A 15,772-nucleotide genomic window follows, 5' to 3' on the forward strand; every position below is an offset into this window, starting at 1 on the left:
GCGGACTCCATGGTCATGGCCCGCTTCTGCGCCCGCGTCCGCAAGCAGGCCGACCTGCCCGCGGTCTCGATCAAGGACGTCTACGCCCACCCGACACTGCGCGGCCTGGCGGCGGCGGTGGCGGAATCGGCCCCGGCGGTCGCCGAGCCGGCCGTCGGGACCGCGGCACCGGAGGCGCCGGCCCGCACGGTCCGACGGGCCACCGGCGTCGAGTACGTCCTGTGCGGGGTGATGCAGGTTCTGATCTTCCTCGCGTACTCCTGCGTCAGCACGCTGGTCTTCATCCGGGGGTTCGTGTGGATCCTCGACGGGGGCACCCTGCTGCACGACTACCTGCGGGCGGTCGTCTTCGGAACCGCGACCACCGTCGGTCTCTGCGTCTTCCCCATCCTGGCCAAGTGGGTGCTGATCGGCCGGTGGAAGCCCCAGCAGATCCCCATCTGGAGCCTGGCGTACGTCCGCTTCTGGCTGGTCAAGACGCTGATCCGGTCGAACCCCCTGGTGCTGCTGACCGGCGGGAGGTCGCACACCAGTTCCAGCTCACCGCTGCACGTGCTCTACCTGAAGGCCCTGGGCGCGAAGATCGGCCGAGGCGTGGCGATCTACTCGCGCAACGTGCCCGTCTGCACCGACCTGCTGACCATCGGTGACGGCACGGTGATCCGCAAGGACTCGTTCTTCAACTGCTACCGGGCCCACGACGGCGTCATCGAGACCGGCCCGGTCACCCTCGGGGCGCACGTGTTCGTCGGTGAGGCCACCGTGCTGGACATCGGCACCGCCATGGGCGACGAGGCGCAACTGGGTCATGCCTCGGCCCTGCACGCCGGCCAGTCCGTGCCGGCCGGCGAGCACTGGCACGGTTCCCCGGCGCAGCCGGCCACGGTGGACTACCGGGGCGTCGAGGAGGTCGACCTCGGCACCGCCAGGAGGTTCGTCTACGGCCTCACGCAGGTGCTGAGCAGCCTGGTGGTCACCGTGCCGCTGGGAGTCGGGGCCCTGGCGTTCCTGACGATCGCGTTCCCGTGGATCGCCGCTCTCCTCGAGCCGGGAGAGGCGGCCTACACGCAGTGGGGCTTCTACCAGGACGTCCTGGTCACCTCGACCGTCATCTTCTTCGGCTTCCTCCTCGTCGGCCTGCTCGTCCAGGTCACCGTCCCCCGCGTGCTCAACCTGTTCATCGAGCCGGACCGGGTGTACCCCCTGTACGGCTTCCACTACTCGGTCCACCGGGGGATCGCCCGGCTGACCAACAGCCGGTTCCTCGCGTTCTTCTTCGGGGACTCGTCCTACATCGTCCACTACCTGCGCGCGCTGGGGTACGACCTCTCCGCGGTCCTGCAGACGGGGTCCAACTTCGGCTCGCTGATCACGCACGAGACGCCGTTCATGGCGAAGGTCGGGCGAGGCACGATGATCGCCTGCGGCCTGTCACTGATGAACGCCGAGTTCTCGAGCTCGTCCTTCAAGCTGGCCCGGACGGAGATCGGTGCCCACAACTTCCTGGGCAACCACGTCGTCTACCCCTCGCAGGGCAGGACCGGGGAGAACTGCCTCCTCGCGACGAAGCTCCAGGTGCCGGTCGACGGCGAGGTCCGGCACGACGTCGGCCTGCTGGGCTCCCCCGCCTTCGAGATCCCGCGCACGGTCGCCCGTGACGCACGGATCGGCCAGGTCACGCCCGAGGAGGTCCAACGCCGGCTGACCGCGAAGAACCGGCACAACCTCGTCTCGATGGCGCTGTACCTGCTGGTGCGGTGGTTCTACGCCGTCCTGATCACCGTGCTCACGGCGTCGACCCTGGAGCTGTACAGCCTCTACGGCGCCTCGGTGGTCGCGCTCTTCAACGCCGTCCTCCTCGTCGTGGGCGTGACGTACTGGGTTCTCGTCGAGCGGTCCGTCGCCTGGATGACGGCCCTCAGACCGGACGGCGTCTCGATCTACGACCGGGCGTTCTGGCGGCACGAGCGGTTCTGGAAGGTGCCTGCCACGAGGTACGTCCAGGTCTTCAACGGCACGCCTTTCAAGAACATCGTCTCGCGCGGGCTGGGCGTCCGGGTCGGCAAGCGGGTCTTCGACGACGGCTGCGCGATCATCGAGAAGACCTTCGCCACGATCGGGGACGACTGCACGCTCAACGTCCGCACCCTGCTCCAGTCCCACTCCCAGGAGGACGGCGGCTTCAAGTCCGACCGGATCACGATCGGATCCCGCTGCACCTTGGGCGTCGGCGCCTACGTCCACTACGGCACGACGATCGGCGACGACGCGATCCTCGCCGCCGACACCTTCCTCATGAAGGGCGAGCAGGTGCCGCCGGGTGAGCACTGGGCCGGCAACCCCGCCGTCGAGCGGCCTCCGTTCCCCGCCCTCCTCGCCACCTCCACCCCTGCACCCATCCCGCGTCCCCGCGACGCCGCCCCCACCGAACGCCCCAGCCTGTCCGTGGAGGAACTCATGACCCTGTTCCGGGAGGACGGCACGCCCGGTCCGTCCTCGGCCGTCCCGCTGCCGCGCCGGAGCGGCCGGCACCGCGCCACCCAGCGTCACCTGGCGGGGTCCCGGTGACCGCCCTCGGCACGCGCCCCACCACGGACGCCGACCGGGCGTTCTGGCAGGAAGTGCTCCTCGGCGGCGGGTCGACGGTCCTCCCCCGCTGGGTACCCGACCCGGTGCCGGGCACCGCGGAGGTCGAGGTGCCGCTGCCCGACGCCACCCTCGTCGCGCTGCGCCGGCTGGCCGACCGGCTCGCCGTCCCGCTGGGACCGGTGCTGCTGGCCGCGCACACCCGGGTGCTGGCCGCGCTGACCGGCGAGCCCGACGTCGTGACCGGCTACGTCGCCGGGGACGGCGGGACGCCGCTGCCCTGCCGCCTGCGCGTGGACGTCGGCTCGTGGCGGCACCTGATCGGGGCGGCCGCGACGACCGAGGCCGGGCTGCTGGCGCACCGGCACGCCGACCTCGCCGCCCTCCGCCGCGAGCTGGGCACCCCCGGGCCGTCGTCCGAGGCGGTGTTCGACCCCATCGGCGCCGACGGCGACCTGCCCGGCGGCGCGGTGCTGGCGGTCCGGCCGGTGCACCACGGCGAGCGGCTGGCCCTGCGGCTGCGGTACCGCACCGACGCGCTCGACGCGCAGGCCGCCGCGCGGATCGGCAGGTACCACCGCACCGCGCTGGACGAGCTGGCCGCCGACCCGGACGCCGACCCGATGACCGCCGTGCTGCCCTCGCCGGAGGAGCTGGTGTTCCAGCTCGACGGGCTGTCCGGGCCGCACCGCGAGCTGCCCGACCGGCGGGTGCACGAGCTGATCGAGGAACAGGCCCGCCGGCACCCGGACGACGTCGCCGCCGTCCACGGCCAGGAGCGGATCACCTACGGCGAGCTCGACGGCCGCGCCAACCAGGTCGCCCGGGCCCTGCTCTCCCGCGGCCTGCAGCCCGAGGACGTCGTCGCGGTGGTCACCGAGCGCGACCTGGACTGGCTGACCGCCGTCCTGGCGGTGTTCAAGTCCGGTGGCGCGTACCTGCCGGTCGAGCCGCACTTCCCGGCCGACCGGATCGCCCGGGTGCTGAGCCGCGCCGGCTGCCGGCTGGTGCTGACCGAGCCGGGCAGCACCACCTCGCTCGACGCGGCGCTGGCCGGGCTGCCCGGTGTGCAGGCACTCACCGTCGGCGGCGCCGCGACCGAGGGGCACCCCGCCACCAGCCCCGGCGTGGAGGTGGGCCCCGACCAGCTGGCGTACCTCTACTTCACCTCCGGGTCGACGGGTGAGCCCAAGGGTGCGATGTGCGAGCACGCCGGGATGCTCAACCACGTCCTGGCCAAGATCGACGACCTCGGCATCGCGGAGGGCCGGGTGGTCGCCCAGGTCGCCCCGCAGTGCTTCGACATCTCGCTGTGGCAGCTGGTGTCGGCGCTCGTGGTCGGCGGCCGGACGGTGCTCGTGCCGCAGGACGTCGTGCTGGACGCGGAGCGCTTCGTCGACCGGCTGGTCGACGAGCACGTCGCGGTCGTGCAGGTGGTGCCCTCCTACCTGGAGGTGGTGCTGACCTACCTGGAGGCGCACCCCCGGACGCTGCCGGACCTGCGGTGCGTCTCGGTCACCGGCGAGGCGGTGAAGAAGGAGCTCGTGCAGCGCTGGTTCGCCGCACAGCCGGGGATCGCGCTGGTCAACGCCTACGGGTTGACCGAGACCTCCGACGACACCAACCACGCGGTGCTGCGGGCGGTCCCGGACACCGACCGGGTGCCGCTCGGCCGGCCGATCGCCAACGTCGAGGTGCGGGTCGTCGACGAGCACCTGGTGCCGGTACCCCTCGGCGCGCCCGGCGAGATCGTCTTCTCCGGCGTCTGCGTCGGCCGCGGCTACGTCAACGACCCCGAGCGGACGAAAGCGGCCTTCGTGCCCGACCCGTACCGCCCGGGCCGGCGGCTCTACCGCAGCGGCGACTCCGGCCGCTGGCTGCCCGGCGGCGAGCTGGAGTTCCTCGGTCGCCGGGACAGCCAGGTGAAGATCTCCGGCTTCCGCATCGAGATCGGCGAGATCGAGAACACCCTGCTGCGCGTGCCCGGCGTGCGCGACGGCGCGGTGGTCGTCGCCGAGGGCCCCGACCGCAGCCGGCACCTGGTCGCCTTCTGGACCGGCGCCGACCCGATCCCGGACGACGTCCTGCGGGACGCCCTCGCCGGGTCGCTGCCGGCGTACATGGTGCCGCGGGCCTTCCACCGTCGGCCGGCACTGCCGCTGACCCCCAACGGCAAGGTCGACGTCAAGGCGCTCACCGCGCTGGCCGGTGAGCTCGCCGCGGTCGAGGCGGACCCCGCGGCGCTGCGCACGCCGAGCGAGCGGCGCGTCGCCGCCGCCTGGTCTCGGGTGCTGGGCATCCCGGCCGACCGGATCGGCCGCACCGACGCCTTCTTCGACCGGGGCGGCACGTCGCTGTCGGCGGTCAAGCTCGCGATCGCGCTGGACCGTGCCGTCTCCCTGCCCGACCTCGTCCGGCACCCCGTCCTGGCCGACCTCGCCGCGCTGCTCGACGAGCGCGCCGGCTCCTCCCCCGTCCCCTCCCCCCGAGCTCCGGAAGGCAGTGCCCCATGACGTCCCCGTCCCCGACGTCCGTGCTCGACGTGGAGCTGCGCCCCGGCAGCCCCCCGGTGCTGCGCGCCGGCTCCCCCGGCAACCCCGTGGTCTGGGCCGCCGAGCACCGCGGTGCACTGCGCGCCGCCGTCCTCGAGCACGGGTCGCTGCTGGTGCGGGGCCTGGGTCTGGCCGACGCGGACGCGGTCGCCGCCGTCGCGGGCCGGCTGACCGACCGGCTGGTCGGCGAGCGGGAGGCCTTCGCGCCCCGGCAGCCGCTGTCCGGCGGGCTGTACTCGGCCACGCCGTGGCCGGCCAACCAGCCGATGTGCATGCACCACGAGCTCAGCTACGCGCTGGAGTTCCCCGGCCTGCTGCTGTTCGCCTGCCTCACCGCACCGGACACGGGCGGGGCGACGGCGGTCGCCGACGCGCCGACCGTGCTGGAGGCGCTCCCGGCGGACCTGGTGGCGCGCTTCGAGCGGGAGGGCTGGATGCTGCTGCGCAGCTACAACGACGAGATCGGCGCGCCGTGGCCCGAGGCGTTCGGCACCGCCGACCGCGGCGAGGTGGAGGCGTACTGCCGGGCCAACGGCATCGAGGTGGAGTGGCAGCCCGACGGCGGGCTGCGCACCCGGCAGCGGCGCAGCGCCGTCGTCCGGCACCCGGTCACCGGCCGGCGCTGCTGGTTCAACCAGGTGGCCTTCCTCAACGAGTGGACGCTGGCCGAGGAGGTGCGCGAGTACCTGGTCGACGTCTACGGCCGCGAGGGACTGCCGTTCACGACCGCCTTCGGGGACGGCTCGTCCATCGGGGAGGACGTCGTCGAGCTGCTCAACTCGGTCTACGAGCAGCACACCGCCCGCGAGCCCTGGCAGGACGGCGACCTGCTGCTGGTCGACAACGTGCGTTCCGCGCACAGCCGCGAGGCCTACACCGGCCCGCGGGAGGTCGTGGTGGCCCTGGCCGACCCGGTGCGGCTGGACGACTGCTCCCCGACGATCCCGGTGGGTGCCCCGTGAGCGCCGCCGTCCCGCCGTTCGCCGTCGTGCCCGGCGCCCAGGTGCAGGGCGCCCTGCAGGGCCGGGAGAAGCAGGTCGTGGAGCTGGTCGAGGCCACCTACCTCCTGCACGCGGAGGGGGACACGGTCAACCCGCCGTCCTACTTCCTGCGCTTCCCCGACCGGCCGTCGGACCGGATCATCGCGCTGCCGGCCTCCGTCGGCGGCGACGTCCGCGTCGACGGGATCAAGTGGATCTCCAGCTTCCCGGGGAACGTCGCGGCCGGGATCCCCCGCGCGTCAGCGGTGCTGATCCTCAACGACCACGACACCGGCTACCCGTTCGCCTGCATGGAGGCGTCGGTCATCAGCGCCACCCGGACGGCGGCCTCGGCGGCGGCCGCCGCCGACTGGCTGAGCCGGAGCCGGAGCGGGGGCCGCCCGGCCCGGGTCGGCTTCATCGGGACCGGGCTCATCGCCCGGTACGTGCACACCTACCTCGCCGCCACCGGCTGGTCGTTCGACGAGATCGGCGTGCACGACCTCTCCGCCGACAGCGCAGCCGGCTTCCGCGGGTACCTGGAGCAGTCCGGGACGTCGGCCCGGCTCACCGTGCACGGCACGGCCGAGGAGCTGATCCGCGGCAGCGACCTCGTCGTCTTCGCCACGGTCGCGGCAGAACCGTACGTGGCCGACGTGTCGTGGTTCGACCACGCGCCGCTGGTGCTGCACGTGTCGCTGCGCGACCTCGCGCCGGAGGTGCTGCTGGCCTCGACCAACCTCGTGGACGACGTCGAGCACTGCCTCAAGGCGAACACGTCCCCGCACCTGGTGGAGCAGCTGACCGGCAGCCGCGACTTCCTGCTCGGCACGCTCGCCGACGTGATGACCGGCCGGGCGACCGTGCCCGAGGATCGGCCGGTCGTCTTCTCGCCGTTCGGCCTCGGCGTCCTGGACCTCGCGGTCGGCAAGGCGGTCTACGACGAGGTCGCCGCGGCCGGGCAGCTGCACGTCGTCGAGGACTTCTTCAGCGAACTGCGGCGCCACGGGTGAGCGGGCCCCGGCGGTTCCCGCGGAGGAGGTCGAGCGTGGTCGGTCGGACCGGATCGGTCGGCACGGTGGACGGGACGGCCCGGTGACCTCCTGCCAGTCCGCGTCGCCACCCGTGACGCCGGAGGTGCCACCGGCCCGGCCCCGGGTGACCGGCGTCGACCTCGCGCGAGGGCTGGCGTTGTTCGGCATGTTCGCCGTGCACGTCTTCGACGAGTACACCGAGCAGGGCCCCACGCTGACCGGCCTGGTCGCCGCAGGCCGGTCAGCGGCGACCTTCGCCCTGGTGGCCGGGGTCAGCGTGGCGTTCTTGTCCGGCGGACGGCGGATCCTGCACGGCCGGCCCCGCCGGGCGGCCGCCGCGGGGCTCGCCGTCCGGGCCGCCGGCATCGGCACGATCGGGCTCCTGCTGGGGTACGCCGGTTCCGACCTCGACCTGATCCTGGCCTACTACGCCGTCTTCTTCCTGTGCGCGATCCCGCTCATCGGGCTGCCGGCCAAGGCCCTCGTCGCGCTCTGCGCCACGCTGGTCGTGGTGAGCCCCCTGGTGCTGGTGGCGACGGCGCGTTCGGGCCTGCCCGACAGCGGCACCGGGGAGCCGACGTTCGGCACCCTGCTCACCGACCCGGTCGGGCTGCTCTCCCAGCTGTTCTTCACTGGCGCCTACCCCGCGGTGGCGTACCTGGCCTACCTGTGTGCCGGGCTCGCCATCGGCCGGCTCGACCTGACGTCCCGGCGGCTGGCGGTCCGGCTCGTGGGCGGCGGCGTGGGCCTGATCGTCGCGGCACAGGCGGTGTCCCACCTGCTGCTGCACCAGCTGGGCGGCCTCGACCGGTTGGTGGCCGCGACCGGGGACGACGCCCCGACCGTGCTGTGGGACGCCGACCAGGGGACGACGTGGGACTACCTGGCACTGGCCGCGCCGCACACGAACACGCAGCTGGACCTGGTGAACACCCTCGGGTCGGCGATGGCCGTGCTGGGCGCCTCGCTGCTCCTCACGCGGCTCCCGGTGGCGGAACGGCTGCTCCGGCCCGTCCGCGCGGCGGGAGCCATGACGCTGACGCTCTACTCGGCGCACGCCCTCGTCATCGCCACCGGGGTGTCCGAGGACCAGCCGCTGGCGCTGTACGCCCTCCTCGTGGTCGGTGCCCTGGTGTGGGTCACCCTCTGGCGTCGCCGGCGGTCGCAGGGCCCGCTGGAGGAGTTGGTGGGCCGGGCGGCGGGTCGTGCGCGGCAGGCGGTGCTCGACAGCCCGGTGCCCTCCGCGGGCGCCGTGGCCCCGGAGTGACCGTGTCACCCGTGTACGGCCGGCCGCCCTGGCCGCGGTCCGGGCCGCACGCCGCACCGCTGCCCGGGGTGTGCCAGGTGTGGTGGGCGCGGCCGGGCGACGTCCGCCCGGACCACGACGCGCTGCTCGGGAAGGCGGACCTGGTCCGGCGGGCGCGCCTGGCCCTCCCCGCCGACCGGCAGCGGCTGACGGCGGGCGCGGCGGTCGCCCGGCTGGTGCTGGGGGCCGCGCTCGCGACGCCGCCGGCGGAGCTGCGGATCGACCGGACCTGCACGGCCTGCGGCTCGCCGCACGGGCGGCCCCGGCTGGCCGACGACGAGGGCCTGCACTTCTCGATCTCGCACGCGGGCCACTGCGTCGTCGTCGCCGTCCTGCCCGGCACCCCGGTGGGCGTGGACGTCGAGGCGGTCGGCCGGTTCGCGCCGGACGAGGTCGGCGACCTGGCCGACTGCGCGCTGGCCGACTGCGAGCGCGCGCACCTGGGCCGGCTGCCGGCTCCCGAGCGGCCGCGGGCGTTCACCGTCTCCTGGGTGCGGCGCGAGGCGGTGCTCAAGGCCACCGGCGAGGGGCTCGGGATCGCACCGGACGAGCTCGTCGTCACCCCGGCGTCCACCCCGCCGCGCGTGCTGCGGCGGGGGAGCCCGGAACCGGTGTGGCTGCACGACCTCCCCGCGCCGGCCGGCTTCGTCGCCGCGCTGGCGGGCCTGGGCACCGCCCCGGACGACGTGGTCCACCGGGACGCCGGGCCGCTGCTGCGTCAGACCAGCCGGCGGGCGTCCGGCCCGACGATGCGCAGCCAGCGGTACCCGTAGCCGTCGAGGGTCAGCTCGACCCCGCCGTCCTCGCCGACCGGCGTGGTCCGAGTGACCAGCAGGTCCTCCAGGCGGTGGCCGGCGTCGCAGCCCGGCAGGGTCAGCGGCACGGTGCGCGGCTCGGGGCCCAGGTTGTGGACGGCGACCAGCGCGCCGTCGTCCCAGCTGCACAGGTGGGCCAGCACCTCGCGGTGCGGCTGCTCGATCAGCGCGAACTCGCCCCAGCCCAGCTCCGGCGACTCACGGTAGCGGCGGACGAGCAGCTTCATGAACGACAGCAGGGAGTCCTCGTCGCGGCGCTGGTCGGCCACGTTGACGAACTCCGGGGCGAACCCGCCGTCGACCACCGGACCGGGCAGCCGGTCGGGGTCGGCGGTGGAGAAGCCGCCGTTGGGGCCCGAGGTCCACTGCATCGGCGTGCGCACGGCGAGGCGGCCCTCGGCGTCGAGGTCCTCGCCCATGCCGATCTCCTCACCGTAGAAGAGCACGGGGGTGCCGGGCAGGGAGAACAGCAGGCTGTAGACCATCCGCACCCGCCGGGGGTCGCCGTCCAGCATCGGCGGCAGCCGCCGGCGCAGGCCGCGGCCGTAGACCTGCATGCGCTCCTCGGGGCCGAAGGCGGCGAAGACCTCCTGGCGCTCGTCGTCGGTGAGCTTGTCGAGGGTGAGCTCGTCGTGGTTGCGCACGAAGGTGGCCCACTGGCTGTCCGGGCTCACCGCGGGCCGGTCCCGGAGGGCCTGGCTGACCGCCCCGGCGTCCCCGCGGGCCAGCGACAGGTAGAGGGCCTGCATGCCGACGAAGTCGAAGAGCATGGTCAGCTCGTCGCCGTCGGCGCCGCCGAAGAACTCGACCTGCTGCTCGTGCGGCAGGTTCACCTCGCCGAGCAGGATGCCGTCGCCGGTGCGGCGGCCGAGGAAGGAGCGCAGCGCGCGCAGGTACTGGTGCGGGTCGGGCAGTTCCCCGGCGTCGTCCGGCTCGACCTCGAGGAAGAAGGGGACGGCGTCGACGCGGAAGCCGGACAGGCCGAGCTGGAGCCAGAAGCCCATGATCTTGGCGACCTCGTCGCGCACCCGCGGGTCGGTCACGTTCAGGTCGGGCTGCTCCTTGTAGAACCGGTGCTGGTACCACTCGCCGGTCGGCTCGTTGAAGGTCCAGACGCCCTTCTCCTGGTCGGGGAAGACGACCTGGGCGGAGGTGTCCGGCGGCTCGTCGTCCCGCCAGACGTAGAAGTCGTGGAACGGGTCGTCGCGGCTCTGCCGGGCCCGCTGGAACCACGGGTGCTGGACCGAGGTGTGGTTGACGACCAGGTCGGCGATCACCCGCATGCCGCGGTCCTTCGCGGTGCGGAGGACCTCGACCAGGTCGCCGTGGGTGCCCAGCCGCGGGTCGACGCCGTAGAAGTCGGTGATGTCGTAGCCGTCGTCGCGCTCGGCGGTCGGGTAGAAGGGCATCAGCCACAGGCAGGTCACGCCGAGGTCGGCGAGGTGGTCGATGCGCTGCGCCAGGCCCGCGAGGTCGCCGCAGCCGTCGCCGTCCCAGTCCAGGTAGGTCTCGACGTCCAGGCAGTAGACGACGGCGTTCTTCCACCACAGGTCGGCGGTGTCGGTGATGCGCATGCCGGTGTCCCTACCGCACCAGGTACCGCGGGGCGACACCGATCGGCGTGGACCCGGCCGTGCGCAGCACCCGCTGGGAGGCGGGGACGTCGTCCCGGCTGACGAGGCGGACGGCGACGTGCCCGCTCAGGGGAGCGCAGCCGGCTGCGGTTCCTGGGAGGGACGGCGCGGCTGGGGTGGGCCGGCCGGGTCGAGGGCCACCGCCGGGGCCGGGCGGGTGACGTCGAGCTGCGGCAGCACGTGCTCGCCGAAGGCGTCGAGGAAGGGCAGCTGGTCCTTGCCGACGTGGTGCAGGTAGATCTCCTCGAAGCCCAGCTCGACGTACCCGGCCAGCCAGTCGGCGTGCCGGCCGAGGTCGGAGCTGACCAGCACGGCGCCCTCGACCGCCTCCTGCGGCACGTGCTGGCTGGCCTGCTCGAAGGCCTCGGGTCCGTCGATGTCCCAGCACAGCGGCGGCGGGAACGTGTTGGTGTGCCACTGCTCGTAGGCGATGGCCTTCGCGCGGTCCGGGTCGGGGTCCCAGCACAGGTGCACCTGCAGCGCCAGCCGGCCGCGGCCGCCTGCCTCGCGGTAGGCGCCGGTGAGCTCGCGCAGCGTCTCGTGCGGCTGGTTGATGGTGATGAAGCCGTCGGCCCAGTCGGCGTGCCGCCGCGCCGTCGGCACGCTCATCACGGGGCCGATCAGAGCGGGCTGCTGCTCCGGCAGCGACCAGATCTTCGCCCGCTCGACGTCGACCAGCCCGCGGTGGGTCACCTCCTCGCCGGCCAGCAGGGCGCGGATGACGTCGACGCACTCGCGCAGCCGCGCGTCCCGGATCCGCTTGGGTGGCCACGGCTGGCCGGTGATGCGCTCGTTCATCACCTGGCCGCTGCCCAGGGCCATCCAGAAGCGGCCGGGGAACATCGCGGCGAGCGTCGCGGCGCCCTGGGCGATGATCGCCGGGTGGTAGCGCTGCCCCGGGGCGTTCACCACGCCGAACGGCAGGTCGGTGCTGGCGAGCGCGGCGCCCAGCCAGGACCAGGCGAAGCCCGAGTGCCCCTGCGCCTTGTTCCAGGGGGCGAAGTGGTCGGAGCACATCGCCGCGGTGAAGCCGACCTCCTCGGCGTGCTGGACCGCGCGCAGCAGCTCGGCGGGGTGCACCTGCTCGTGCGAGTTGTGGAACCCGATCACCGTCATGACCGGCCCCTACCCCGCTGTCGCGCCTCCTACCTGCGATGTCCCGCCGGTCCGGGTACGGGACGGTCCCGCACCGGTCCGGTCCTGCCCGAACAGGGCTCCGGGTCCGACCTCGCTGCGAACACGGCCCTGCTCCAGGTCCTCCGCGAGGACCTTCGGCGCGGCAACTCCCCAGCTGGCCGGCCTGCGACGTCTCCAGTCGCCCTTCGGCGGGCTGGCGTGGTCGCCTGGTCGAGGCCAGGGCCTGTCCTGCGGATCTCGCAGACCAGCACTGCCGTCTGTGTCCGTGCTGCTCACCGATCCGGAGACCCATCCGGACCGAGCACTCGTCGCGCACTTGTTCGTGAGTCCGGGCGGCCGGGTCGCAGCTCCACAGTCCGGGCGGCCGGGTCGCAGCTCCACACGTGCACCCGGTGGCCACCGAACGCTTCCACGTGCTGGGAGGTCGGGTCGGCTTCCAAGTGGGCGAGCGGCACAGCGAGCTGGAAGCCGGTCAGTCGTGCGAGGTCCCTCCGGGGACCTCGCACGACTGGTGGCAGATCGGCGCGGAGGAGGCGCAAGTGCTCGTCGAGGTGACTCCCGGTGAGCGCTTCGTCCGCATCATTGCCACCACCTTCGGCCTGGCCCGGGATGGCCACGTCGACGCTCGCGGCCTGCCGCACCTGCTTCAAGCCGCGGTGTCCCTGACCGCCCACCGCGGCACCGTCGTCTTCGCTTCTCCGCCGCCGCTGGTGCAGCGCTTCCTGTTCGGTGGGCTCGCACCGCTCGGTCGGTTCCTCGGCAAGCAGCCGGTCTATCCCGAATACCTGTTCAGCACGAACCTGGCCGAGCCGCAGCCGGAGGCGCTCGCGCTGCTTGACGAGCAAGGCCGACTGCAGCTCGGGGCCGCAATCGAGGGCAGTGCGTGAATGCGCGTGTCCCTAAAGCGGCGGCGGTTTCAAGCGGTCGTCGCAACGACTGGTTTGTCCGGGTCGGACAGTAGCCGCTGCATGGCCTCGGCCGGGGTGATGAAGCCGAGTGTCTTGCGGGGCCTGCCGTTGAGTTCGGCAGCGACGGCGTCGAGGTGCTCCGCGTCGTGAACCGAGAGGTCGGTGCCCTTGGGGAAGTACTGGCGCAGCAGGCCGTTGGTGTTCTCGTTGCTGCCGCGTTGCCAGGGCGAATGCGGATCGCAGAAGTAGATCGCCATGTCGGTGGCGAGCGTGATGGCCTGGTGCTGGGCCAGCTCGGTGCCCTGATCCCAGGTCAGCGAGCGGCGCAGCTGCTCGGGCAGAGTCTTGATCGCCGCGACCAGCCGGTCGCGGACGGCCTCGGCGGCGTGCCCGTCGGGCAGGTGCACCAGCAGGCAGAAGCGGGTCTGGCGTTCGACCAGGGTGCCGATCGCCGACCGGCAGTTGGTGCCCATGATCAAGTCGCCTTCCCAGTGGCCGGGCACCGCTCGGTCGGCGGCTTCGGCCGGCCGTTCGCTGATCGAGACCAGGCCGGGGATTTTCGCCTTGGTCGCGCCGGAGAGCCCGCGGGGCCGGCGCCAGGCCCGACCGGTGCGCAGATGCCGGTGCAACTCGGTGCGCAGCTGGCCGCGGCCCTGCACGAACAGCGCCGCGTAGATGGTCTCGTGGCTCACCTGCATCGCCGCCTCGTCGCCATGCTCGCCGGCCAGGTGCGCGCTGATCTGGGCCGGACTCCACTTCAGGCACAGCTTGGCCTGCACCGCCGAGGCCAGCCGTGCGTCATCGAGCTTGAACGGCTTGGGCCGCCGCGCCCGCAGCGCGGCGCGTTTGTGCGCCGCGTACGGGGCCTACCTCGCCCGCCTCGCCCGGCCGGCTGCCGACGCCGGGACTGGTTCGTCGCGGCGTAGCTCGCGGCTGATCGTCGACGGCGCGCGGCCGAGCTGAGCAGCGATCGCGCGCATCGACGCGCCGGCCAGCTGCAGATCGGCGATCTGAAGCCGCTCCTCCAGCGACAGATACCTCGCCGACACCACCCGCGGTGCCGACGGCGGCCGACCGCCCGAGGCGCGTCGCCATCGATAACCCTGCCGTCGATCCACGCCGACAGCTTCGCAGGCCTGCGAGAAGGTCGATCCCGCCTTCACCAGCTGCCAGAACCGCTGCTGGCGCTCGTCCCGAACCCGCCGCCACTCCGAAACCACCACCACAACACCTCACGATCAGCGGTGTTGCGACGACCGTCTGAGCGCGCCGGCCCACTGTGGGACACGTGGGCCGACGGGCCTTGACCCTTGATCTTGGACACGCGTGGGGTGTCTACGCCGCGGTTGGCAGCGTAGCCGGGGCCCGGCGGGCCTCGTAGTCGTTGGGGCTGATCTGGCCGCAGGCGGAGTGCCGGCGGCGGGTGTTGTAGCGGGCGATCCAGGCGAACACCGCCCGCCGGGCCTGGGCCGGGCTGTCCCAGCCGGCGGCGCCGGCCAGCGTCTCGCGCTTGAGGGTCGCGTTGAACGACTCGGCGAGTGCGTTGTCCGCGCTGGAGCCGACCGCGCCCATCGACCGGACGACACCGAGCCGGGCGCAAAGGGCGGCGTAGGCCCGGGACGTGTACTGCGCTCCGTGGTCGCCGTGGAAGGTCGCCCCGGCCAGGCCACCGCGGGTGGCGGCGGCTGCGAGCAGGGCGTCGGCGACCAGGTCGGTGCGCATGTGGTCGGCGATCGACCAGCCGACCAGCCGGCGGGAGAAGCAGTCGATCACCGTCGCGAGGTACAGGTTCTGCCCGTCGGCGCAGGGCAGGTAGGTGATGTCCCCGACGTACTTGGTGTTCGGCTCGTCGGCGGTGAAGTCGCGCTCCAGCAGGTCAGGGACTTGCTCGTCGGCCGGCTCGCCGATCGTGGTGCGCACCCGGCGGCGCAGCCGGATCCCGGCGATCCCGTGGGCGGCCATCACCCGGGCGACCCGCTTGTGGTTCACCCGCTGCCCGGGCTCGGCGCCCTCGTTGAGTTCGGCGGTGACCCGCGGCGCCCCGTAGGCGCGGTTGGATGGCTCGGCGGCGTGCACCGCCCGCACCCGGGCGGCCAACTCCTCGTCGGCGGCTTGGCGGGCGGCGCGGGCGTCGGCGGCGGCCTCCCACGCGTAGAACGAGCCCCGGCTGACCTCCACCAGCTGGCACATCCGCTTCACCTCGAAGGCGTTCCGGTGGTCGGCGACGAACTGGAAGCGGGTCACCAGCGCGTCTCCCCGGCGAAATACTTGGCCGCTGCCCGCAGGATGTCCCGCTCGGCGCCCAGCTTCCGCTCGTTCGCCTCCAGCTCCGCGACCCGGGCGCGCAGCCGGGCCAGCTCCTGATCGGGCGCTTCACCGCTCGGCGGTGGCCCGCCGTCGGGTCGCGGGTAGCGGCCCCGGATCGGCACCCCGGCAGCCTTCAACCACGCCGACAGGGTCGTGTCCACGATCCCCAGGTCGGCGGCGATCCCGGCGACCGTCGACCCTTCCGTCGTCCGGTACAGCTCCACCGCGTCCCGGCCGAACTCCTCCGAGTACACCTTCCTGACCACGAGCCGATCATCTCGCTTCCTCCAGGCTCAGCCTGGGTTCAGCGTGTCCACCAGACGGGGTCAGGGCCCGACTGCTCTCCATCGCCCGGCCGGCTGTCCCGCTGGGCGGGTACCTCACCCGGCCACTCGTTAGGGGTGACCGTCCTGTGCTGAGCCTCGATTCACCGTCGGAAATCGTCGCCGGTAGCGGGTCCTAACGCACGAATGCCCCTCTGACCAGGGACGATGTGGCTTGTCTAAGGCCCAT

Annotated in this window: 9 protein-coding genes and 2 pseudogenes; 7 read left to right on the forward strand and 4 right to left on the reverse strand. The window is 73.2% G+C overall.

From position 1 onward, the window contains the following. From BUB17_RS18030 to BUB17_RS18055, 6 genes are all read left to right on the forward strand, one after another. A partial coding sequence (locus BUB17_RS18030) for a Pls/PosA family non-ribosomal peptide synthetase (protein WP_083606413.1) occupies positions 1-2,568 on the forward strand: 2,568 nt, incomplete at its 5' end. After that, on the forward strand, positions 2,565-5,099 hold the full coding sequence (locus tag BUB17_RS18035) for a non-ribosomal peptide synthetase (protein ID WP_072920060.1): 2,535 nt from the start codon (positions 2,565-2,567) through the stop codon (positions 5,097-5,099). The genes BUB17_RS18030 and BUB17_RS18035, both read left to right, overlap by 4 nt. Continuing rightward, positions 5,096-6,100, forward strand: a complete 1,005-nt coding sequence (locus BUB17_RS18040; protein ID WP_072920061.1) for a TauD/TfdA family dioxygenase — start codon at positions 5,096-5,098, stop codon at positions 6,098-6,100. Before BUB17_RS18035 ends, BUB17_RS18040 begins: the two co-directional genes overlap by 4 nt. Continuing rightward, complete coding sequence (gene sbnB / locus BUB17_RS18045) at positions 6,097-7,131, forward strand: 2,3-diaminopropionate biosynthesis protein SbnB (protein ID WP_208983459.1); 1,035 nt, start codon at positions 6,097-6,099, stop codon at positions 7,129-7,131. Before BUB17_RS18040 ends, sbnB begins: the two co-directional genes overlap by 4 nt. Before the next feature lie 112 nt (positions 7,132-7,243). Beyond that, complete coding sequence (locus tag BUB17_RS18050) at positions 7,244-8,419, forward strand: heparan-alpha-glucosaminide N-acetyltransferase domain-containing protein (RefSeq protein ID WP_208983461.1); 1,176 nt, start codon at positions 7,244-7,246, stop codon at positions 8,417-8,419. 2 nt (positions 8,420-8,421) lie between these two features. Beyond that, on the forward strand, positions 8,422-9,231 hold the full coding sequence (locus tag BUB17_RS18055; protein ID WP_083606414.1) for a 4'-phosphopantetheinyl transferase family protein: 810 nt from the start codon (positions 8,422-8,424) through the stop codon (positions 9,229-9,231). Here BUB17_RS18055 and BUB17_RS18060 read toward each other — a convergent pair. Next, entirely contained in the window at positions 9,177-10,847 is a 1,671-nt protein-coding gene (locus tag BUB17_RS18060; RefSeq protein WP_072920063.1) for an alpha-amylase family protein, read from the reverse strand. The genes BUB17_RS18055 and BUB17_RS18060 overlap by 55 nt on opposite strands. 126 nt (positions 10,848-10,973) lie before the next feature. Continuing rightward, a complete protein-coding gene (locus BUB17_RS18065) occupies positions 10,974-12,023 on the reverse strand; it encodes a TIGR03885 family FMN-dependent LLM class oxidoreductase (protein ID WP_072920064.1) in 1,050 nt (349 codons plus the stop codon). Between the two features lie 389 nt (positions 12,024-12,412). On the opposite strand from BUB17_RS18065, the pseudogene BUB17_RS18070 reads away from it, so the two are divergent. Beyond that, positions 12,413-12,931 (forward strand): annotated as a pseudogene (locus BUB17_RS18070) (cupin domain-containing protein); the annotation flags it as partial. Positions 12,932-12,960: 29 nt separating this feature from the next. On the opposite strand, the pseudogene BUB17_RS18075 reads toward BUB17_RS18070, so the two are convergent. Both BUB17_RS18075 and BUB17_RS18080 read right to left on the reverse strand, forming a co-directional pair. Next, a pseudogene (locus tag BUB17_RS18075) lies at positions 12,961-14,172 on the reverse strand (IS30 family transposase). Between the two features lie 115 nt (positions 14,173-14,287). Further along, positions 14,288-15,525, reverse strand: a protein-coding gene (locus BUB17_RS18080) for an IS3 family transposase (RefSeq protein ID WP_141243082.1) whose coding sequence is annotated in 2 segments (ribosomal slippage) — positions 14,288-15,213 and positions 15,213-15,525 — 1,239 coding nt in all. Because the reading frame shifts where the segments join, the coding sequence is not laid out codon by codon here. Positions 15,526-15,772: the final 247 nt, after the last annotated feature.

It is taken from the genome of Geodermatophilus obscurus, from assembly GCF_900143215.1.
GTDB lineage: Bacteria > Actinomycetota > Actinomycetes > Mycobacteriales > Geodermatophilaceae > Geodermatophilus > Geodermatophilus obscurus_A.

What these genes read in the sequence shown, in the direction of transcription:
- BUB17_RS18060 (WP_072920063.1), bottom strand. Translation starts at nt 10,847, where the DNA reads ATGCGCATCACCGACACCGCCGACCTGTGGTGGAAGAACGCCGTCGTC.
- BUB17_RS18065 (WP_072920064.1), bottom strand. Translation starts at nt 12,023, where the DNA reads ATGACGGTGATCGGGTTCCACAACTCGCACGAGCAGGTGCACCCCGCC.
- BUB17_RS18040 (WP_072920061.1), top strand. Translation starts at nt 5,096, where the DNA reads ATGACGTCCCCGTCCCCGACGTCCGTGCTCGACGTGGAGCTGCGCCCC.